General features: G+C 40.3%; 17 protein-coding genes. 14 read left to right on the plus strand and 3 right to left on the minus strand.

The annotated features are described in order from the left end of the window. Nucleotides 1–391 precede the first annotated feature (391 nt). Both IF202_RS05545 and IF202_RS17805 read left to right on the plus strand, forming a co-directional pair. Nucleotides 392–1,675 carry a hypothetical protein gene (locus tag IF202_RS05545; protein WP_191593900.1) on the plus strand — a complete coding sequence of 428 codons (1,284 nt, stop codon included), beginning with the start codon at nt 392–394 and terminating at the stop codon, nt 1,673–1,675. 328 nt (nt 1,676–2,003) lie between these two features. Further along, nucleotides 2,004–3,644 (plus strand): sensor domain-containing diguanylate cyclase, encoded by a 1,641-nt coding sequence (locus IF202_RS17805; RefSeq protein ID WP_191593901.1) that lies wholly within the window; start codon nt 2,004–2,006, stop codon nt 3,642–3,644. Between the two features lie 81 nt (nt 3,645–3,725). Here IF202_RS17805 and IF202_RS05555 read toward each other — a convergent pair whose 3' ends face one another. Continuing rightward, a complete protein-coding gene (locus IF202_RS05555) occupies nt 3,726–4,226 on the minus strand; it encodes a hypothetical protein (RefSeq protein WP_191593902.1) in 501 nt (166 codons plus the stop codon). 229 nt (nt 4,227–4,455) lie between these two features. On the opposite strand from IF202_RS05555, the gene IF202_RS05560 reads away from it, so the two are divergent. The 5 genes from IF202_RS05560 to IF202_RS05580 all read left to right on the plus strand — a co-directional run bounded on the left by IF202_RS05560 (nt 4,456) and on the right by IF202_RS05580 (nt 9,307). Beyond that, nucleotides 4,456–5,655, plus strand: a complete 1,200-nt coding sequence (locus IF202_RS05560; RefSeq protein WP_191593903.1) for an MFS transporter — start codon at nt 4,456–4,458, stop codon at nt 5,653–5,655. Nucleotides 5,656–5,757: 102 nt separating this feature from the next. Beyond that, nucleotides 5,758–6,381 carry a guanylate kinase gene (gene gmk / locus IF202_RS05565; RefSeq protein WP_191593904.1) on the plus strand — a complete coding sequence of 208 codons (624 nt, stop codon included), beginning with the start codon at nt 5,758–5,760 and terminating at the stop codon, nt 6,379–6,381. A gap of 57 nt (nt 6,382–6,438) precedes the next feature. Continuing rightward, complete coding sequence (gene rpoZ, locus IF202_RS05570) at nt 6,439–6,663, plus strand: DNA-directed RNA polymerase subunit omega (RefSeq protein ID WP_191593905.1); 225 nt, start codon at nt 6,439–6,441, stop codon at nt 6,661–6,663. Nucleotides 6,664–6,725: 62 nt separating this feature from the next. Then, nucleotides 6,726–8,843 (plus strand): RelA/SpoT family protein, encoded by a 2,118-nt coding sequence (locus IF202_RS05575; protein ID WP_191593906.1) that lies wholly within the window; start codon nt 6,726–6,728, stop codon nt 8,841–8,843. Nucleotides 8,844–8,920: 77 nt separating this feature from the next. Further along, a complete protein-coding gene (locus IF202_RS05580) occupies nt 8,921–9,307 on the plus strand; it encodes a RidA family protein (RefSeq protein WP_191593907.1) in 387 nt (128 codons plus the stop codon). Between the two features lie 63 nt (nt 9,308–9,370). Here the strand turns inward: IF202_RS05580 and IF202_RS05585 are convergent, their stop codons facing one another. Beyond that, nucleotides 9,371–10,213, minus strand: a complete 843-nt coding sequence (locus IF202_RS05585) for a Rossmann-fold NAD(P)-binding domain-containing protein (protein ID WP_191593908.1) — start codon at nt 10,211–10,213, stop codon at nt 9,371–9,373. A gap of 165 nt (nt 10,214–10,378) precedes the next feature. Between IF202_RS05585 and IF202_RS05590 the strand changes: the two genes are divergently transcribed. The 3 genes from IF202_RS05590 to IF202_RS05600 all read left to right on the plus strand — a co-directional run bounded on the left by IF202_RS05590 (nt 10,379) and on the right by IF202_RS05600 (nt 14,316). Continuing rightward, nucleotides 10,379–11,284: a hydrogen peroxide-inducible genes activator gene (locus tag IF202_RS05590; RefSeq protein WP_191593909.1), complete on the plus strand. Its 906-nt coding sequence runs from the start codon at nt 10,379–10,381 to the stop codon at nt 11,282–11,284. Nucleotides 11,285–11,292: 8 nt separating this feature from the next. Next, nucleotides 11,293–13,374: an ATP-dependent DNA helicase RecG gene (recG, locus tag IF202_RS05595; protein WP_191593910.1), complete on the plus strand. Its 2,082-nt coding sequence runs from the start codon at nt 11,293–11,295 to the stop codon at nt 13,372–13,374. Between the two features lie 162 nt (nt 13,375–13,536). Continuing rightward, entirely contained in the window at nt 13,537–14,316 is a 780-nt protein-coding gene (locus IF202_RS05600; RefSeq protein WP_191593911.1) for a hypothetical protein, read from the plus strand. A 60-nt stretch (nt 14,317–14,376) separates the two neighbouring features. Here the strand turns inward: IF202_RS05600 and lrp are convergent, their stop codons facing one another. Further along, nucleotides 14,377–14,853 carry a leucine-responsive transcriptional regulator Lrp gene (gene lrp, locus IF202_RS05605; RefSeq protein ID WP_191593912.1) on the minus strand — a complete coding sequence of 159 codons (477 nt, stop codon included), beginning with the start codon at nt 14,851–14,853 and terminating at the stop codon, nt 14,377–14,379. Between the two features lie 546 nt (nt 14,854–15,399). On the opposite strand from lrp, the gene IF202_RS05610 reads away from it, so the two are divergent. The 4 genes from IF202_RS05610 to IF202_RS05625 all read left to right on the plus strand — a co-directional run bounded on the left by IF202_RS05610 (nt 15,400) and on the right by IF202_RS05625 (nt 19,624). Further along, nucleotides 15,400–16,422, plus strand: a complete 1,023-nt coding sequence (locus IF202_RS05610) for an amino acid ABC transporter substrate-binding protein (protein ID WP_191593913.1) — start codon at nt 15,400–15,402, stop codon at nt 16,420–16,422. A gap of 113 nt (nt 16,423–16,535) precedes the next feature. Next, complete coding sequence (locus IF202_RS05615) at nt 16,536–17,711, plus strand: amino acid ABC transporter permease (RefSeq protein ID WP_191593914.1); 1,176 nt, start codon at nt 16,536–16,538, stop codon at nt 17,709–17,711. Nucleotides 17,712–17,721: 10 nt separating this feature from the next. Further along, nucleotides 17,722–18,822 carry an amino acid ABC transporter permease gene (locus tag IF202_RS05620; protein ID WP_191593915.1) on the plus strand — a complete coding sequence of 367 codons (1,101 nt, stop codon included), beginning with the start codon at nt 17,722–17,724 and terminating at the stop codon, nt 18,820–18,822. Nucleotides 18,823–18,844: 22 nt separating this feature from the next. Beyond that, nucleotides 18,845–19,624 (plus strand): amino acid ABC transporter ATP-binding protein, encoded by a 780-nt coding sequence (locus IF202_RS05625; protein ID WP_328797202.1) that lies wholly within the window; start codon nt 18,845–18,847, stop codon nt 19,622–19,624. Nucleotides 19,625–19,641 lie beyond the last annotated feature (17 nt).

A 19,641-nucleotide genomic window follows, 5' to 3' on the forward strand; every position in this document is an offset into this window, starting at 1 on the left:
TAGAAAAATGATCAAATTGACAATCTCTTAAAAAAAGATACCCCCAAAAGTTACCATTTTTTAATAATTCGTTAAAAATAGGGGTATTTATTAAATATTAGAAACTCCATTTTTGCAATTGATATCAATCATGTGAACAACCACCCCAACGACATTACCGTCTTGCAGAGTATTTCACTTTCTATTTGAAACTATTACTCAAGCTCAATAAATTAAGGCCTTATCTATTGGTCATCGAGCTAACCTATAATATTGAGTAATATAAGTTACTTGAAAATTCGACGTTTTTAGGGGAAATTTAAGTAATTGGGAATAAACCATCCAGATCAATAAGATGATGCTCTGGTCTATACTCATTCATTAAAAACACATCTGAGGAGTGAATCGCTGCGTGAAGTTAGACGTTGAAGTATTAGACACTTCTATTGAAGTAAGAACGACTGTTACTAAAAATAAAGAATCATTGCTTGAGATGTTCATATTTTTACCAACAGACATGGCTATACGGGAGCGTGATATCCCTGCCAGCGTGTTATTAGATTCAAAAGCTTCTCGCTACCATTACTCGGTCTCCAAATCTAAATTTCCATTGCTTAAGCTAAAAGCAGAAAAACCTGGAAGTAAGAGTGACTTTCCCGTTTTTTTGAAAGCATTCAAGCTAAAACTTTCTAAGATGATTCAAGACATTACCGCTAGTAATGCTAAGACTAAAAATAGAGAGTTTTTAGAAGTCGCCGAGTCACTATTGAGTGACCTTAGAAGCACGCCAACAACAGATTTTAATCTTAAAGATTTTTGCTCTGCCGATGAGCTTTGCTCTTACTACGCAGAACAAATGACGCTTACCTACTATGATAAATGCCAAAAGAGAAAAGTCAGTGGAGTAAACTTTGATGAGCTTGTCAGTTTTGTTAGTGAAGAGCGGGAATATCGAAAGCAAAAATACGGGTTAAAGTCTAAAGAAGCTCAGTACATGCGTAAAAAGGAAGATCTCTTCTGTAAATCCATCAATATATCTCAACAAAATCGAGCGTTAGGTTTAATGAGAGAGCAAATTGCCTTTAGTATCAGTGCCTTTTTATCGATGTCGTTAACCACATTAATCGTGTTCTATTTTCAAAGAGGTTACGGCACAGTGTCATTTGCTGTATTTATGGCACTTTGTGTCAGCTACATTTTTAAGGATCGATTTAAAGAATTGTTTCGTAATTATGTTGCTAAAAAAATGGGCAAAGGAAAGTTCAGTGTCAAAAGCACCTTGATTGATAGTGAGGAACAAGTTGTTGCCCATTGTTATGACCTTGCTGAATTTACAACACCCGATGAAGACATACTAGCCATAAGAGGGAAAGGGAAATTTACTAAGAAGGAAGAAGGAGAAGTCGTTCTCTATTACAAGAAAAAATACGATGCGAATGACAGTTTCTTAAACGGCTTTTCTCAGCTTCGAGATACTATGAATATAAACCTTAATACACTGCTTGAGCTGCTGCCAGACACTACCCTAAGGTATTCTAGCTTTGAAAAGGGAGCGCTCGTAAAACGTAAATTCTCAAGATTGCATGATCTTAATATTATTGTTCGTCTAAATAGTAAAAAAATAGAACGATATCGATTAAAAGTATCTCATTCAAATATAGAGAAACTAGAATTTGTAAAATGGTCTGCTAGTTAATTTATCCTAATTTCATGAAATATAGCACTATAACAGCCCTTGAATGCTTGTTATTAAAGTAATCCACGACCAACCTTTCATATACTTTTTGACCTCAGTACTTGAGTTCACAATTTTTCGATTTTGGTTACAAAAGAACAGTAGTAATTGTTCGTTTAAGTCTATTAAATAAACCCTTTATAATTGTGTATTTAGTATCCATTATGATTATCTGAGGGTGCTAAATCGATTTCTTTTCTTGAAAACTGAACGTTAGAATTTTTTCATATCGTACATATTACATTGGCTTATTTTTCATACTTTACACGCAGCAATCCTAAGAGGCGGCATGCTTAAAACAATAAGAACTAAAATCATAATCACATACTCTTTGGTTATGGTCGCTTTTATATCGACGCTCTTATTGTCAACTTTTTTCAATGAGCGCAGCCGTGTACTTGAGCTAGCATTAGAAAAATCGACAGAGATCTCTAAAATGCACGCTGAGCTACTTAACCAAGAATTTAGTCAATACATTGCGATGCTAAAAGTATTAAGTGATAGCTCAGAAATAAAATCCAATGACTTAGAAAAAATCCAATCACAACTAAAAAGATTAATGACGGTAGGTGATGGTGACTTCATTAATACAGTCTATGTCGATATAAATTTGAATTTAATTGATTCACATGGAAACAAAAACAAAGTGACTCATCCCTTTTTTCTTAAGGGAGATCAATGGACAGGAAAAAAACATAACATCACTACACCTTTGTTTAGTAGATTCGAAAAAAAGCCCGTTATTCTTGTTGCTGTCCCTATTTTAGACTCTAAAAAAGAGTGGGTAGGAACCATTGCAGCGGCTGTACCTATTAAGATTATTGATGAAAAACTGTCCGCCATTAAAGTGGCAAAAGGAAGCTATGCGTGGATAGCAGACTCAGAGAATGTTGTCGTATCCCATCCGAATAAAGATTTCCTTATGACGAAAATCAGCTCGTCATCCGATAACAACTTCATTGGTTTATCGTCCCTTATTAGAAAGGCGGCGCTGCAGGAAGATGGTTATGGACAGTACCTTGACAAAAATATGAATGAATCGAAAATCGTCACTTTTTCTAAAATACAGAACCTCCCTGGTTGGAATTTGTTTGTAACGACAGAAGAGACTGAAGTCTTTCATGATATTTATGAGGTTTTATACAATGTACTAATTACCTCTTTCTTCTTAATGATTGTCTTCTTAATTATCATTATTAAGCTTTCAGGGAAAATAACAAAGCCTCTTATACAGCTTACTAAAGACGTGAAATTGTCTGCTGATAATAAAAACTCACAATTTACCGTCATACATTCTAATGATGAAATCGGCCAGCTTTATAAAGCCTTTTGTGAAACGACTCAAAAAATCCATCAACATACTCACTACTTAGAAGAAATGGTGAGTAATCGAACCAAAGAAATTTCAGCAAAGAATTTAATACTCAAAGAGAAAAATGATCAGCTCGAAAAAATTGCGTCTACAGATTCTCTTACCAAGTTGTACAACCGCCGTGCATTCAGTGCCTTAATTGACGAAGAGATGCTGCAAGCTGATCATCATGACATTCCTGCAACTCTTATTGTTTTAGATATTGACCATTTCAAGAAGATAAATGATCAATTCGGACACGATGTTGGTGATGATGTTTTATACCGTTTAGCTCGAGAGCTCGCCAATGATGACAATAAAGATCTTATTTGTCGCTGGGGTGGCGAGGAGTTTGTTATTTTACTGTCTGATACACAGTCCAATATCGCCTCAACGTATATCGAAGCGCTACGAGAAAAAATATCAAAGGTAAATTTCGACCCCGTTGGACGATTAACCTTTAGTGCAGGTATAGCAACAGTAAAACCGAAAGAATCTTTTAGAGAGTGGTTCCAAAGAGCAGACAAAGCACTATATAAAGCAAAAGAGTCTGGAAGAAATAAAATCGAATGGGGCTGAATTTAAGTGTGCGCGTTAGAACAACTAAAGCAGATTAGCATAACTACTAATCTGCTTTATTCATTCTAAACAGGTATAAATCTAGTACTTACCTAACTCAAGTACAGTTGTTGCTAGAACGTTGGCACCCTCTACGGCTTTAATAGTTACGTAATAAGCATGATCTTTACCACCAGAACAAGGAGGCATGTATGCGCCTGCTTTATCCCAACCTGGACCGCGATGCGCTGCAATCATAGTAAATGGCGCAGGCAAATCAAACGTATGACCTAACATCGCTGGAATCTCAGCAGATGGCTCAGTAGAGGTTAATTTGTAACTAATTTGACCATGTCCGCCATTATTCATGCCTTTTGAATCACGATCACTGTATTCCATTACAATAGTGTTGGTACCTTTTGGAAGGCCCATCAACGACAACTCCGGCGTAGCAGGACTAAGGCCACCGAATTTTTGACATTGTTCTGCGGCTGGAACTGTTTTGCCATCCCATGCTGAATTAGACAACTTAGCATCGAAAGCCAATGCGCTTGTACTAAGAATAGACAGACCAAGTGCGGTAACAAGTGATTTAGCTTTCATAACAATAACCCCTTTATTTAGGATGATACGATTAAATTCAGAAACCAGTGTACTTACGTTTAATATTAGAAAACGTATCACTTTAATGATGTAAAAACGAAATAAACATTAATATCATTCAAAGTTCAGCTCTATTCCTTCATTACATCGAAGCGGTTAAGGGCTTTTCACTTATAATACCAGACTGATTGTTACATTTTTCTTATTTTTATCGTTTGATGGACCTCACATGAAACCGCTTCAACGTTTAATGCAACACGATGCCGCTTACTTACTGCTGTTTATTTTTTTAGTAGCATTAAATTTACGAGGCCCAATCACAGGTTTACCGCCTCTGTTCGAACGTATCAGTATTGATTTGAATTTGAGCAGTTCTCAATCTGGTTTACTGACAAGTGTGCCTTTGCTGGCCTTTGCGTTATTTGCACCTGTTGCTTCTTGGCTCTCTCAGCGCTTTCTTATTGAGCGAGTATTAGCGGTTGGCGTGGGATTAATCGCTATAGGTATGGTTACACGATCTTTTGGTTTTACCAGTACTTTATATTTGGGAGTAACCTTTATTGGAATGGGGATTGCGATCGGTAATGTCTTGCTTCCAAGCTTATTAAAGCGCCAATTCCCTAATCACATCGTTCAATTAACCGCTGTTTACGTATTGATGATGAACATAGGTGGTTTTTTGATGGCAAGCTTTGCGGTTCCTTTAAGCCAATTCGCTGAACGACCAAATTTTCCATTAAATATGAGCGGCTGGTCATTTGCACTGGCTTGCCAAACCATAATCATTGTTTTGCCTATTGTTGTTTGGTTTAGCTGTAAAATAACACAGCATCAATTGCCTAAAATGAGCGGAGTAAGTGGAGGAGGGTCTATCTGGGGCTCTAAAACCGCTTGGCAAGTGTCGGGGTTTCTCGCGTTCAATTCATTAGTTTGTTACATAGTATTGGCTTGGATGCCGTCTATATTAATGAGTAATGGTTATGCTGATTCAACAGCAGGTCTATATCAAGGCTATTTACAGCTCGCCGGGGTTTTACCTTCATTAATTTTAACGCCCTTTATTCATCGTCTGGGCAGCCAGAGACGGCTTTGTTTGTTTGCTACAGGGTTAACATGGCTGAGCTTACTTGGCTTCTTATACATACCAAATTGGTCTGGTATTTGGTCTGTTTGTTTTGGCTTTGGTATCAGTATGGGGTTTATTTTAGGCTTGTCTTTGATTGGTTTAAGAACAAGTAGCCCAAAACAAGCCGCAGCACTATCTGGGATGTCCCAATTAATTGGTTATACTTTAGCAGCAATAGGCCCGTTTCTAATCGGTATGATTTACGATTGGCAGCAATCTTGGCAAATACCTTTATATATTCTTCTAGTACTTTGCTTTATTTGGATGGTATTTGGCTGGATCGCCAGCCCAAAGCCAGAATAGACGGTACCAGGTGAGAAAATAATCTGAACACTCTGTTTTTATTAGTTTGTGATATAGTAATAGGTCGTAAAAAGACATCAAATAGTGGATTAAAGAAATCTCATGGACAAAAAAAAAGGCAACTTATTCATTTTATCGGCACCTTCTGGTGCGGGTAAGTCTACCTTATACAAGGCGTTGTTGAAGCAAGATCAACAAGTACGTATTTCTGTTTCTCATACAACGAGAGCACCACGAGAAGGTGAAGAAGATGGCCGTGAATATTTCTTTACCGACCCTGAATCTTTCTTAGACATGATTGCCGAAGATGCTTTTTTTGAGCACGCTCAAGTGTTTGATAATTATTATGGTACTTCAAAAACGTCTATATTTAACATGCTAGAACAAGGCTTAGATGTCATTTTAGAAATCGACTGGCAAGGCGCTCGCCAAGTTCGCCAATTATATTCTGAAGCCATTGGTATTTTTATCCTTCCACCATCATTAAAAGCATTAGAAGAACGTCTAAAAGGTCGAGCAACGGATACTGATGATGTGATTCAACGACGAATGGCAAAAGCAGTTGATGAAATGTCTCATTACAAAGAATACGATTTTGTTATCGTAAATGACGATTTAAAAGACGCGCTTTCTCAAATGGCGTCTATTTTTATGGCAATGCGCTCAAAAACATCTGTTATAGAGCAAAAACATACAAATCTTATAAATGATCTCTTGTCAATGTAAGAGACCGTTAAGTAGAATTACCCTTGGAAAAATAGATAACAGACTGCAGAGGTCAAAATGGCTCGAGTTACCGTAGAAGATTGTTTAGAAAATGTTGATAACCGCTTTGAGTTGGTTATGGTCGCATCAAAACGTGCCCGTCAACTTGCCACTGGTGGCGAAGAAGCAAAAGTCCCTTTAGAAGGCGACAAATTGACTGTAGTTGCACTACGTGAAATAGCAGAAAATGTAATCAACGCAGGTAATGTTGATCTACAAAAACGCCCAATTCACGAGTTTTAATTTCAATGGTGTCGCTCATTGCACAGCTGTCGCACTTCCTTTTTGCCTTTGTGAGGTGAGCGATGTATACCATTGAAGATTTAGCACTAACGTTAAGCCAATATTTACCTTACGACCAAGTGGCTAAGGTAAAGCGCGCCTATTATTACGCCGAGCAAGCCCATGATGGGCAGCGACGTAAAAGTGGCGAGCCTTATGTCACCCATCCTCTCGCTGTCGCCGAAATTCTTTCTGAACTTCGAATGGATTGTGATGGATTGACAGCGGCACTTCTGCACGACGTAATTGAAGATACTGGCATTAGCCGCGACGCTCTCACGGAACAATTTGGAGCTGGCGTAGCGAGTCTTGTTGATGGTGTTAGTAAGCTGACCCACCTTGAATTCAATAGCCAAATCGAAAAACAAGCGCATAACTTCCAGAAAATGGCCATGGCCATGGCAGACGACATTCGTGTCATCTTAGTTAAGTTAGCCGATCGCCTACACAATATGCGTACATTGGACGCTATGCCCGCTCATAAAAAGCGCCGCATTGCCCGTGAAACCTTAGATATTTACGCACCAATTGCAAATCGTCTAGGCATGTACAATGTACGAGTCGATTTGGAATCTCTGGCCTTTCAAGCTTATTACCCAATGCGCGCACGCATGTTGCAAAAAGCCATTCATAAAAAGTATGGCCAACAGCGCATTAAAGACACACAAAAGATTGAAGATACAATTCGATCAGAGCTGGCGGCTGACTATATTGAAGCCAGCATTAGTGTTCGAGAAAAGCATATCTTCAGTATTTATCAAAAGATGGACAAGAAGCGCCGTTCTTTAGATGAAATAATGGATGTTACTGGTGTGCGAATCGTGACAGACCGTCATGACAGTTGTTATCGAATACTGGGTGTTATCCATTCACTCTTCAAACCTATTGAAGGGCGTTTTAAAGATTACATTGCCGTTCCTAAGTCCAATGGATATCAATCTCTTCATACTACAGTATTGGGTACCAACGGTATTCCAATGGAAGTTCAAATCCGTACCGAAGAAATGGAATTGGTTGCCAACAACGGTATTGCTGCACATTGGGCTTACAAAGCCAACGGCACATCAAACACACCAAGTAACCATGACCGTGCGACAAAATGGGTAAAAAGCCTGTTGGAAATACAACAGAAAGCCCATAGCCCTATCGAATTTGTTGATAGCGTAAAAAGCGATCTATTCCCTGATGAGGTGTATGTTTTCACCCCTAATGGACAAATTATTGAGTTGCCTTCTGGCGCAACGCCAGTCGATTTTGCATATGGCGTTCACACGGAAATTGGTAATACCTGCATTTCTTGTCGAATTAACCGTCGTCTAGCACCATTAAGCACTCAGCTTGAAAGCGGTCAAACCGTTGAAGTCATTACGGCTAAAAATGCGCAACCTAATGTTGCTTGGCTCAGTTTTGCCATTACAGGTAAAGCACGCGCTAACATTCGTCATTACTTAAAAGATAAACAACGCGAAAATGCCATATCTATCGGGCAACGTCTGTTAACGCGTTCTTTAAATTCGTTTAAAACGAACATTGATGAATTAACAACAGAACAAATAGCGCAAGTATTAGAAACCCACCAACTACCTTCTATGGACGATTTATTAGAATCCATTGGTAAAGGTCGTCATGTAGGTTATTTAGTGGCTCGCGAGCTCTTCCCGAATTACGATGAGAACACCTTAATTACGCCTAAGTCCTTTAAAGTAAATGGTTCTGAAGGCATGCTTATTTCTTATGCAAAATGTTGCTCCCCTATTCCCGGCGACCCTATTGTCGGTTATGTACAGGTTGATAAAGGCATTTTAATACATCACCTTAATTGCCCAAATGTTCAAGATCATTTATCCAGCCCCGAACGTTTTATCCATATGGCATGGGGCAAAGACATTGAAGAAGAGCTAAACATTAGCCTAATCGTTACTTACATTAACGAACGTGGCGCGGTAGCTAATATCGCTAGCTCAATAAGTGATACTGATTTCCAAGTATCGAACCTTGATATTATTGAACGCGGACGAGTCAGTCGTTTACGGCTTAACATTACTATTTCTAGCCGTGTTGGTTTAGCGGATGTAATGCGTAGAATCAAAGCAGTTCGTTGTGTTGAAAAAGTATCACGCGAAACCATTGTTGGTCGCTAACCTATTAATAAATAAAATATTTTATGCGTTACGGTGTCTACCGTAGCAATGTTTGATGTCTATTAGGATTACTCACCATGTCAAAGCAAGTTATTCATACTGAAAACGCGCCAGCGGCTATCGGCCCTTACTCTCAAGCTGTTCGTGCAGGCAACACTGTTTACCTTTCGGGTCAGATTCCTTTGGTTCCTGAGACCATGGAAATTATCAGCGAAGACATCGTAGAACAAACGACACAAGTCTTTAAAAACCTGCAAGCAGTATGTGAAGCGGCAGGAGGCTCTTTAGAGAACGTAGTGAAGTTCAACATTTTCATGACTGATCTAGGCAACTTCGCCACAGTAAACGAAGTAATGACTCAATTCGTTAAACAGCCTTACCCAGCTCGTGCTGCTATGGGTGTTCGTGCATTACCAAAAGGCGTACAAATTGAGATCGAAGGCATCATGGTATTAGAGGATTAATCTCCTCCAACACCAGAACAAAGAAATGCAAAAAAAGAGGCCGAGGCCTCTTTTTTTATACTTTTAATTTTCGTTTCTGTATTCACGTAATAGGGGCTTATAACCAGACACATAGCTTGGGTAACGAGGCGTCCAGCCTTGGGATAAAAGATACTGGCCTTGTATACGTTTGCCCGCAGAGGGGTTGAAGTCATTAATGTTACTAACCGCGACCTTTGCGTCTAAATGAGTCGCTAACCAAAGCTTTACTTCCCACATAGAAACGGGCGTTTGATCTGTCACTATAATATGCTCAGGTAAGCTGCTGTCAGTTAGTGCTAACCTAGCCAATCCAACTAAAGCAGATACAACATCATCCCGATGGATGCGATTTGTCCAACTGTTCGGCCCCCAATCATCTTCGCGCTCTACTTTTTCTAATAGTCGAAATCGCCCAGCGCCATAAATACCAGAACAACGTACTGCCACACTTTGAAACACCGACGCCAATGCCTGCTCCGCCTCAATTAACACTTTGGCCGTAGCAGATTTCGGCTCTGCTGTTGTTGTATCATCTATCCATTCACCTTGGCTTTGCCCGTACACACTGGTACTTGAGACAAAAAATACTTTAGGCGATTTTTCCACTGTTTGATACCGTCGTATCAAGGCTTGTGCCGTATCAAAATAGGCAGCACGGTACGCAGCTTCATTTCGACCATTTGGCGTCACAATCAAAAACACAACATCAGCGTCAGGAAGGTCATCGCCTTTCATATCAACAAGGTTGCCTGTGATACCTTTAACACCAACTGGAAACTCTTTTCCTGTCCGACGAATGCCTGTGACATGATGACCCTGTGCGACCAAATCTATTGCTAAACCCGCACCTAGGTCTCCACAACCTGCGATCAATATGTTTGCCATGTCATGCCTCCAGAATAACTATTTTTCATTATTTAACGGTATAAAACGGACAATAAGCTTGAAATGAAGAAATAATCAGCAATTCAAAAATGAACGAGTATACTTTATTGAATGGTGTATTATCATAGCTATTAACAATGAATCAGCCTATCAAAAAGGTGAGTTATGACATTAACGGAATTGAAATATATTGTAATGCTAGCCGAAGAAAAACACTTCGGCCGTGCCGCTGAACGATGCTATGTATCACAACCTACATTAAGTGTTGCCGTCAAAAAGCTCGAAGAAGAGTTAGGTGTGGCTATTTTTGAGCGTAGTAAAAGCTCCGTTTATATCACACCACTGGGCGAACAAATCATTGCCCAAGGCAAGCGGGTCTTAGATCAAGCAAATATGATCAAAGAGTTAGCGGCATCGGGTAAAAACCAACTAAAAGGCCCTCTTAAAATTGGTGCTATTTTTACTATTGCCCCTTATTTATTTCCTTTTATGATCCCTTCTTTACATAAAATAGTCTCTGGCATGCCACTGGTTATTGAAGAAGATCTTACTGAAAACTTGCGTCCAAAGTTACGCAATGGCGAAGTAGATGCGATCATTGTAGCCCTACCTTTTCATGAACCAGATGTAGTTACTCAGCCGATTTATGAAGAAGAGTTCGTCGTGCTTATGCCTAAAGACCATGCTTGGACTAAATTAGAGAGTATAGAAACAGACCAACTTTCTACGGATAACCTGTTGCTTCTTGGTAAGGGCCATTGCTTCAGTGAGCAGGTATTAGAAGCTTGTCCTTTAGTAACAGCCAGCTCCCTTGATGATGGACGTACGGTCGTGAATGGCAGTTCACTAGAAACTATTCGCTACATGGTTGCATCTGGTTTAGGAGTGACTGTATTACCTAAATCGGCCGTCACTAATATCAACCATGACATGCTAGAAGTGCGCCCTTTCTCTGCACCTGCACCAAAGCGAACCGTTGCATTAGCTTGGCGAGCAAGCTTTCCTCGCCCTAAAGCCATCGAAGCGGTTAGCCAATCCATCCGTGACGCTTGTAAACATCTAAATTTGTAGAGACAAGCATGATTGATGGATTAGACACTCAGGATGTTCGCGAACTAAAAGGGGTAGGTGATGCGATGGCTGAGAAATTGGCCAAGCTTCACTTGAACACGGTTCAAGACTTGCTGTTTCATTTGCCGATTCGCTACCAAGATAGAACTCGAGTGGTTCCTATTGGTCACCTGCGTTTCGGTGATGAGGCCGTCATTGAAGGCCAAATTACTGGCTGCGAAATCAAAATGGGCAAACGTCGCAGTTTGTTATGTCGTATAAAAGATACTACGGGCACTTTATGTTTACGATTCTTCCACTTCTCTGCCGCCCAAAAGAAACAGCTAGAGTCAGGTAAGCATGTTCGCTGTTTCGGAGAGATTCGTCGAGGTAGCTCAGGCTTCGAAATTTATCACCCTGAGTACAAAGTCATTGGCGAAGACGAAACACAAGAAGAGTCCTCTCAGCTCACACCCATTTACCCACTTACCGAAGGCTTGACTCAAAACAAGATACGCCAGCTGTGCGAGCAAGCTCTAGAACGCTTAACACCTTACAACTTACAAGAGTGGCTGCCGGAAGATATTCGCTTACAATTCAGCTTGCCACAACTTAGCGACGCCATTCAGTTTTTACATCACCCATCACGAGAAGCAGACTTAGACTTACTAAGATCTGGCAAGCATCCAGCACAATATCGTTTATCATTTGAAGAACTCATGGCGCATCAACTGTCTTTGATCGGAAAACGTATTGAAGCCAAAAAGGATTTAGCGATTCAGGTATCAACCGCTGGCGCACTCAGTGAAGGATTATTAAGTAACCTGCCCTTCTCACCCACCAATGCCCAACAACGTGTTTTTCAGGAAATACTCACAGACCTAAATACAGGTCATCCAATGCTTCGCTTAGTACAAGGTGATGTTGGATCAGGAAAAACATTGGTCGCAGCGTTGGCAGCGGCCTCGGTTGTTCAGGCTGGCTATCAAGTGGCTATAATGGCTCCAACGGAAATTCTTGCCGAACAGCACTACATCAACTTCACCCAGTGGTTCAAGCCATTAGGTCTGCAGGTTGCTTGGATGACAGGTAAGTTAAAAGGGAAAACGCGGGAGAAAGAGCTTGCTGATATTGCTTCTGGTACAGCTCAAATCGTTGTTGGAACCCACGCCCTCTTTCAAGATACCGTTGAATTCGATCGCCTAGCACTCGCTATTATTGATGAGCAACATCGCTTTGGTGTACATCAACGCATGGCGTTACGTGAAAAAGGTATGAAGCACGGTTTTCAGCCACATCAATTAATAATGACAGCGACGCCGATACCCAGAACCTTAGCTATGTCAGCCTACGCAGATCTAGATTGTTCCATAATTGATGAACTCCCACCAGGACGAACGCCTGTTAATACCATTGTGGTATCAGACCAACGCCGTCAAGAAGTCATTGATAGGGTCAAAAGTGGTTGCGAAGAGGGAAAACAAGCGTATTGGGTTTGTACACTAATTGAAGAGTCTGAGGCATTGCAGTGCCAAGCAGCAGAAGACACAGCATTATTACTTCAAGAGCAACTTAGCGATTTGTCTATTGGCCTGGTTCATGGGCGGCTTAAAGCTCAAGAAAAAGCCGATATTATGGCAAAATTCAAAGCGGGTGATATTCAATTATTAGTCGCGACTACGGTGATTGAAGTGGGCGTCGATGTACCGAATTCCAGTTTAATGGTCATTGAGAACCCCGAACGACTTGGACTTGCTCAACTGCATCAATTACGCGGTCGCGTTGGACGAGGTAAGGCAGCCAGCCACTGTGTATTGCTTTATAAATCGCCTTTGGGTCAGAACAGTAAAGAACGCCTCTCAACTATGCGCGAGACCAGTGATGGTTTTAAAATCGCAGAAAAAGATCTTGAGCTACGAGGCCCTGGGGAGTTACTCGGAACCAGACAAACGGGTCTCTGGGAGTTTAAAGTTGCAGATTTACAAAGAGATAAAGAGTTACTAGATAACGTTCAAATAGCTGCCACGTTATTACATACGCATCACCCAGAGTGTGTGTCTCCACTTCTATCGAGATGGTTGCCAAATCATGACCAATACCTCAACGTCTAATTTTTGAGCTAGACACCTGTCAACTAGTGCATTTCGCTCTTTGCCTTTTCTATCTATATCAGTTTTGGCTTTATATTTGCTTGCACATGAACAAAATATAATCAAAGATTGCTCAAGCTAATAAAGTTCTGTGTATTCTCTTATTCATCGAAAGGAACAGACATGACTTCACTTAATCAAATATATCAAGATACAGCACTAAGCATCCAAGGTTGTGGCTATAGAATCGAAAATGATCGCGTCATTATTTCTATTGAGCATATTGGGAACCATAGAAGCGAAGACAGTATCAGTGGAACATTACGCCTTCAATTATGCGCTTTCCCACAAAATATGAATGCTTTAGAAAATGAAGTCTTGGCTTCGACAACCATTGGTGAAATCAAAGGCCAACACTTTATTCCCGATGGTCACTACGATTTAATTTTCCAACAACCATCCACCGGCATTTGGCAATTAGCATTACAGCTGAGCGAGTGGAATGGTATAGATTACGCATTATACGATACTGTTTATTTCGATATTCCTTATCAAACACCAATAAGTAGCACTACTATAAGTAACGTCTCTCTTGAAAATACAGCGATTGAACAAGCCACACCTAATCCACAAAACCTAAATATTGACTCTATGAATCCAGTCACGAAATCAAGTTTAGTTCCAGATACTCAAACATTAACACCTTCAATTGTGCCTCCTCAGAAGTCACAAAAACGAAGACGTAAAAAAGTCGATAAAGTGGAGGATAGTGGCTTAGTTGAAGGTTATCTGGCGATTAACAAATCAAAGGCACAAAGAATTTTGAATGTGAAAGGCGTACCGAAAGCCTCACTAGAAAAATTAATTTTAGAGCGCCCTTTTCAATCAGAAAGAGCCATTCTTAATATAAAAGGAATAGGTCCAGCCATGCTGAAGAAAATACTTGCTGAATTAGCAGGCTAAATAGGACTTTGAATGAAGATACGAACAACTACTCTTTACTCGTATCTTCATTCAATAGAATTAAGGGATATTGACAACCGTGGTGCTTTTAACTTCTTCCATAGCAACGTAAGTGCGAGATTCTCGAACATGTGGCAGCGTCAATAACGTCTCACCTAACAATATTCGATAAGAATCCATATTGGATACTCGCGCCTTCAAAAGGTACTCAAAATCCCCAGCAATCAAATGACACTCTAAGATCTCTGGAATTTCAGCAACGGCCGTTTTAAATTCATTGAAGCCTTCAGGCGATGTAGTCTTAAGACGAATTTCGACAAAAACCAGTAAACCAGCATCCACTTTCTTAGGATTTACTAACGCACAATAGCCTGTAATATAGCCATTTCGCTCCAAACGACGTACACGCTCTAAACAAGGAGTGGCACTTAGCCCGACACGGCTCGCCAATTCTACGTTAGATAAACGACCGTTTATTTGTAGCTCCCGCAGAATTTTTTTATCTAAGCGATCAAGTGGTTTTGCTGAGTTATCCATCTGATGTGGATCTCCTTACATGGCTTCAATTGATTCTTAAGTCTACCATGCAGATAACAAATTATGGAAAATGCTTTATTCAATATATTATGTCTATAGCCTACTTCGCACGTCGAAAGCACCATATCGATGCGAAAACTGTTTTTAGTACAAAACAGAACATTCTTTCTGAAAACTCGCTCCATTTTTGTGCAACATTCATAAAAAAAACCTCAAAGCCTTATATTTACTGCTTTTAGCTAACAAAATACCGGTTTCCAGATTTGAAAAAAACGCTATAGAGCAGACAAAAGGTGTAAGAAATACGCAAAATTGACTATCGTTATAATATTTTATTCTTGACTACACTCTAAAAGAGTACTTCTATAGGGGTATGTGATGGTCTTTATAGAGGAATCATCTACATATATCTAACAACAAGAATAATTACATGTTGGCACTAACTTTGCTTTATTTTATCTACACAGATTTTAGATCTGCCGTTTAGTTAAGCAAGATAACAACATATATATAAAATATATAAAAACGCCTGGGAGGCTTAATATAATGAAATCAAATGTTGGTAAATTACTCTCTACCGCCGCTATTGCAGCGACTATTAGTACTGCAGCAACGGCATCTACACTAGATGACGTTAAATCAAAAGGTTTTATCCAATGTGGTGTAAGCCAAGGCGTTCCTGGTTTCTCTAATGCTGATTCTGAAGGTAACTGGACAGGTATTGATGTAGACGCTTGTCGTGCAACTGCCGCTGCAATCTTCGGTGATGCTCAAAAAGTAAAATTCACACCTCTTTCTGCTAAAGAACGTTTCACTGCTCTTCAATCTGGTGAAATCGATGTTTTATCTCGTAACACAACTTGGACTTATACTCGTGATACGTCTCTAGGTTTAGACTTCACAGCGGTTAACTTCTATGACGGTCAAGGCTTCATGGCTCGTAAAGACCTAGGCGTAGAATCTGCAATGGATCTTGACGGTGCGACTGTTTGTACGGAGCAAGGTACAACAACAGAATTGAACATGGCCGATTTCTTCCGTAAGCACAAACTATCTTACGTTCCAGTTGTTGTTCAGAAAGCAGACGAAGCTCTAGCTGCTTATGCTTCTGGTCGTTGTGATGTATTCACAACAGATAAATCTGGTCTTGCTGCTCACCGTTCTAAGTTAGCAGAGCCAAATGCTCACATGATTCTTCCTGAAACTATTTCTAAAGAGCCTTTAGGCCCTGTAGTTCGCCATGGCGATAACCAGTGGAAAGATATCGTAACTTGGGCTATGTTCGTTCAAGTTAACGCTGAGGAAATGGGTATTACGTCTAAAAACGTTGCTAAAATCAAAGGCGAAACAATTGATCCAGGTATTAAACGTCTTCTAGGTGCTGAAGGTGATATGGGCGCTCAGCTAGGTCTTCCAGCTGATTGGGCTTACAACATCATCGCTCAAGTAGGTAACTACGGTGAAGTGTTTGAACGTAACGTTGGACCATCTACTCCAGTAGGTCTTCCACGTGGTATTAACAATTTATGGACTGAAGGTGGTGTTATGTACGCGCCACCAGTACGTTAATATTTAATACCTAAAAGCACCTGCTTAGGGTATTCACTCAGCGGCGTCTTCGTCGCTGAGTTTCTCCCCCTTTCCTACCACATCTGACGAGCATTTCATTTGCCTGAACCAAGATGACCGATAAAACTACTTCAAGTAACAAAAGCTTTTTGAATGACGCTGGCAATCGCGCCCTAATCTTTCAAGTTGTGCTTCTCGCTCTGGTAGTCTTCGTAGGTTATTACTTATTTAGTAACTTACAAGCTAACCTAGCTGATCAAGGTATTTCCACTGGTTTTGGATTTTTAAACCAACCAGCCGGATTTCCCGTTCTTATTCACCTAATTGAATACACCGAGGCTGACACTTACGGACGAGCGTTTATTGTCGCCCTCATTAATACTGTTGTTATCTCTTTAATGGGTATTGTTTTAGCCACTGTTATTGGTGTTGTCATGGGTTTAGCCCGACTCTCTAATAATTGGTTAGTAGCACGCCTAGCAACGGTATATGTTGAAACTTTGCGTAACATACCTCTCTTGTTACAAATGTTTTTCTGGTATTTCGCTGTTCTAGCAACGCTACCTCACCCTAAAAACAGTATTATATTTGCAGATTTCTTCTTAAATAAACGTGGTATTTACTCTCCAAACCCTATTTTTCAAGACGGTTTTGGTATTGTAATAGCTGGCTTTATCCTATCAATTATTGCCTCTATTGCTTTAATTGTTTGGGCGAAGAAACGCCAAACTCGAACTGGGCTTTGGTTTCCTGCTTATTGGTCTTCCCTTGGTGTGATCGTCGTTATTACTTTTCTAGCCTTGGTTGTATCTGGATTCCCTATTGAATTTGATCTTCCACAAAAGAGTCGTTTTAACGTCACTGGCGGGATGGTTCTTCCTCCTGAATTTGTTGCAGTACTTGTCGCACTTTCTACTTATACAGGAGCCTTCATTGCCGAAATCGTCCGTGCTGGCATATTGTCTGTAAATTGGGGACAAACGGAAGCTGCTCGTTCTTTAGGTTTAAAAGACAGTTTGACTCAGCGTTTAATTGTTTTACCTCAAGCACTACGAGTCATTATTCCACCGCTTACTAGCCAATTCCTAAACTTAGCGAAAAACTCATCACTGGGTGCCGCTATTGCGTACCCTGAGTTAGTTGCTGTCGTTATGGGGACGACGCTGAACCAAACAGGTCAAGCGATAGAAAACATAGGTCTTTGTATGTTGGTTTACGGAACATTAAGTCTTACTATTTCAATGTTCATGAACTGGTATAACAAAAAAATGTCATTAATGGAACGCTAGGAGGAAGATCATGGCTATTGAATTTAAACCATTACCAAGCCTTCCACCACCAGTGAATTCTGTTGGTGCTGTGGCCTGGATTCGTCAAAACTTATTGTCGTCTCCGCTTAACATTTTCTTAACGTTATTCAGTTTTTATGTCTTATATTTACTGATTCCACCTGTTGTCGAGTGGGGTATTCTCACTGCAACTTTTGATGGTGCATCTAAAGCAGCATGTACTGGCGGCGGCGCATGCTGGGCTTTCATTGGAGTTTACTTTGATCAGTTCATGTATGGCTTATATCCATCAGAAGAAACTTGGCGTATCAACTTAGCCTTGATTTTGTTGGTGATTTTAATAGGTACTTTTGCTGTTAAAACAGTTAATAAGTTGTATTTATCCATTGGGATTATCGTTGTTTACCCTGTTATCGCTTACTTCTTGTTTGCCGGTGGTGTATTCGGACTGGAAGTCGTTGAAACCTCGTTATGGGGAGGCTTGTTCTTAACAACTCTTTTAGGTGTTGTTGGGATTGTAGCTTCATTTCCTTTAGGTGTTTTATTGGCGCTGGGTCGCCGATCTAATATGCCTATAGCGAAATCTGTTTGTATCGTTTTCATTGAGACGATTCGTGCTGTTCCCTTAATCACTATCTTGTTTATGGCGTCAGTAATGATTCCATTGTTTTTGCCTGAAGGCATGAACTTTAACAAGCTATTACGAGTGTTGATCGGTATTACCCTATTCTCTGCGGCATACATGGCTGAGGTTATTCGTGGTGGTTTACAAGCTATCCCGAAAGGTCAATATGAAGCAGCTGATGCAATGGGACTAACCTACTGGCAGTCAATGGTTTTAGTCATTTTGCCACAAGCATTGAAATTGGTTATTCCTGGTATCGTAAACACCTTCATTGGTTTGTTTAAAGACACTACCCTAGTTTACATTGTGGGTATGTTTGATTTACTTGGCAGGATTCAAGCGGCGACTCATGATGCAAGCTGGTTAGGTACAACAATCGAAGGCTATGCATTCGCAGGATTTATTTATTGGGCGGCTTGTTTTGGCATGTCTCGCTACAGTATGAGAATCGAGCGTAAGTTAGAAACTGGGCACAAGCGAAATTAGTTAAGAATTTGAGGTCAATACAATGACAGACATGAATATGGCTCGTGCCCAACTTGCGCCGGGCGAGAAATCAATCATCGAATTTAACGATGTTAATAAATGGTACGGTGACTTCCACGTACTGAAGAACATTAACTTCAGTATCAAGAAAGGTGAACGTATTGTTGTTTGTGGACCTTCTGGTTCAGGCAAGTCTACAATGACACGATGCATTAACCGCCTTGAAGAGCACCAGAAAGGCGAAATCATCGTTGACGGTATAGAAATGAACAATAACTTGAAGAACATCGAAGCTATCCGTAAGGATGTGGGCATGGTTTTCCAGCATTTTAATTTGTTTCCTCACCTAACGATTCTAGAAAATCTGACGTTGGCACCAATCTGGGTTCGTAAGATGCCTAAGAAGCAAGCGGAAGAAATGGCTATGCATTATTTGGAGCGTGTAAAAATCGCTAACCAAGCATTGAAATATCCAGGTCAGCTTTCTGGTGGTCAACAGCAACGTGTAGCGATTGCACGAGGCTTGTGTATGCAGCCTCGCATCATGCTTTTTGATGAGCCAACCTCTGCACTTGATCCAGAAATGATCAAAGAAGTATTGGATGTTATGGTTCAGTTAGCTGAAGAAGGCATGACCATGGTGTGTGTAACGCACGAAATGGGTTTTGCTAAAACCGTTGCTGACCGTGTTGTATTTATGGATGCAGGTGAAATTGTTGAAGCAAATGAGCCTCACGAATTCTTCGATAATCCTCAACACGACCGTACTCAAATGTTTTTAAGCCAAATTCTAAATCACTAATTGATAACTTGGTTTTA

This window comes from Marinomonas colpomeniae, from assembly GCF_014803385.1.
GTDB classification, from domain to species: domain Bacteria; phylum Pseudomonadota; class Gammaproteobacteria; order Pseudomonadales; family Marinomonadaceae; genus Marinomonas; species Marinomonas colpomeniae.

What these genes read in the sequence shown, in the direction of transcription:
- IF202_RS17805 (WP_191593901.1), top strand. Translation starts at nt 2,004, where the DNA reads ATGCTTAAAACAATAAGAACTAAAATCATAATCACATACTCTTTGGTT.
- IF202_RS05555 (WP_191593902.1), bottom strand. Translation starts at nt 4,226, where the DNA reads ATGAAAGCTAAATCACTTGTTACCGCACTTGGTCTGTCTATTCTTAGT.
- IF202_RS05560 (WP_191593903.1), top strand. Translation starts at nt 4,456, where the DNA reads ATGAAACCGCTTCAACGTTTAATGCAACACGATGCCGCTTACTTACTG.
- gmk (WP_191593904.1), top strand. Translation starts at nt 5,758, where the DNA reads ATGGACAAAAAAAAAGGCAACTTATTCATTTTATCGGCACCTTCTGGT.
- rpoZ (WP_191593905.1), top strand. Translation starts at nt 6,439, where the DNA reads ATGGCTCGAGTTACCGTAGAAGATTGTTTAGAAAATGTTGATAACCGC.
- IF202_RS05575 (WP_191593906.1), top strand. Translation starts at nt 6,726, where the DNA reads ATGTATACCATTGAAGATTTAGCACTAACGTTAAGCCAATATTTACCT.
- IF202_RS05580 (WP_191593907.1), top strand. Translation starts at nt 8,921, where the DNA reads ATGTCAAAGCAAGTTATTCATACTGAAAACGCGCCAGCGGCTATCGGC.
- IF202_RS05585 (WP_191593908.1), bottom strand. Translation starts at nt 10,213, where the DNA reads ATGGCAAACATATTGATCGCAGGTTGTGGAGACCTAGGTGCGGGTTTA.
- IF202_RS05590 (WP_191593909.1), top strand. Translation starts at nt 10,379, where the DNA reads ATGACATTAACGGAATTGAAATATATTGTAATGCTAGCCGAAGAAAAA.
- recG (WP_191593910.1), top strand. Translation starts at nt 11,293, where the DNA reads ATGATTGATGGATTAGACACTCAGGATGTTCGCGAACTAAAAGGGGTA.
- IF202_RS05600 (WP_191593911.1), top strand. Translation starts at nt 13,537, where the DNA reads ATGACTTCACTTAATCAAATATATCAAGATACAGCACTAAGCATCCAA.
- lrp (WP_191593912.1), bottom strand. Translation starts at nt 14,853, where the DNA reads ATGGATAACTCAGCAAAACCACTTGATCGCTTAGATAAAAAAATTCTG.
- IF202_RS05610 (WP_191593913.1), top strand. Translation starts at nt 15,400, where the DNA reads ATGAAATCAAATGTTGGTAAATTACTCTCTACCGCCGCTATTGCAGCG.
- IF202_RS05615 (WP_191593914.1), top strand. Translation starts at nt 16,536, where the DNA reads ATGACCGATAAAACTACTTCAAGTAACAAAAGCTTTTTGAATGACGCT.
- IF202_RS05620 (WP_191593915.1), top strand. Translation starts at nt 17,722, where the DNA reads ATGGCTATTGAATTTAAACCATTACCAAGCCTTCCACCACCAGTGAAT.
- IF202_RS05625 (WP_328797202.1), top strand. Translation starts at nt 18,845, where the DNA reads ATGACAGACATGAATATGGCTCGTGCCCAACTTGCGCCGGGCGAGAAA.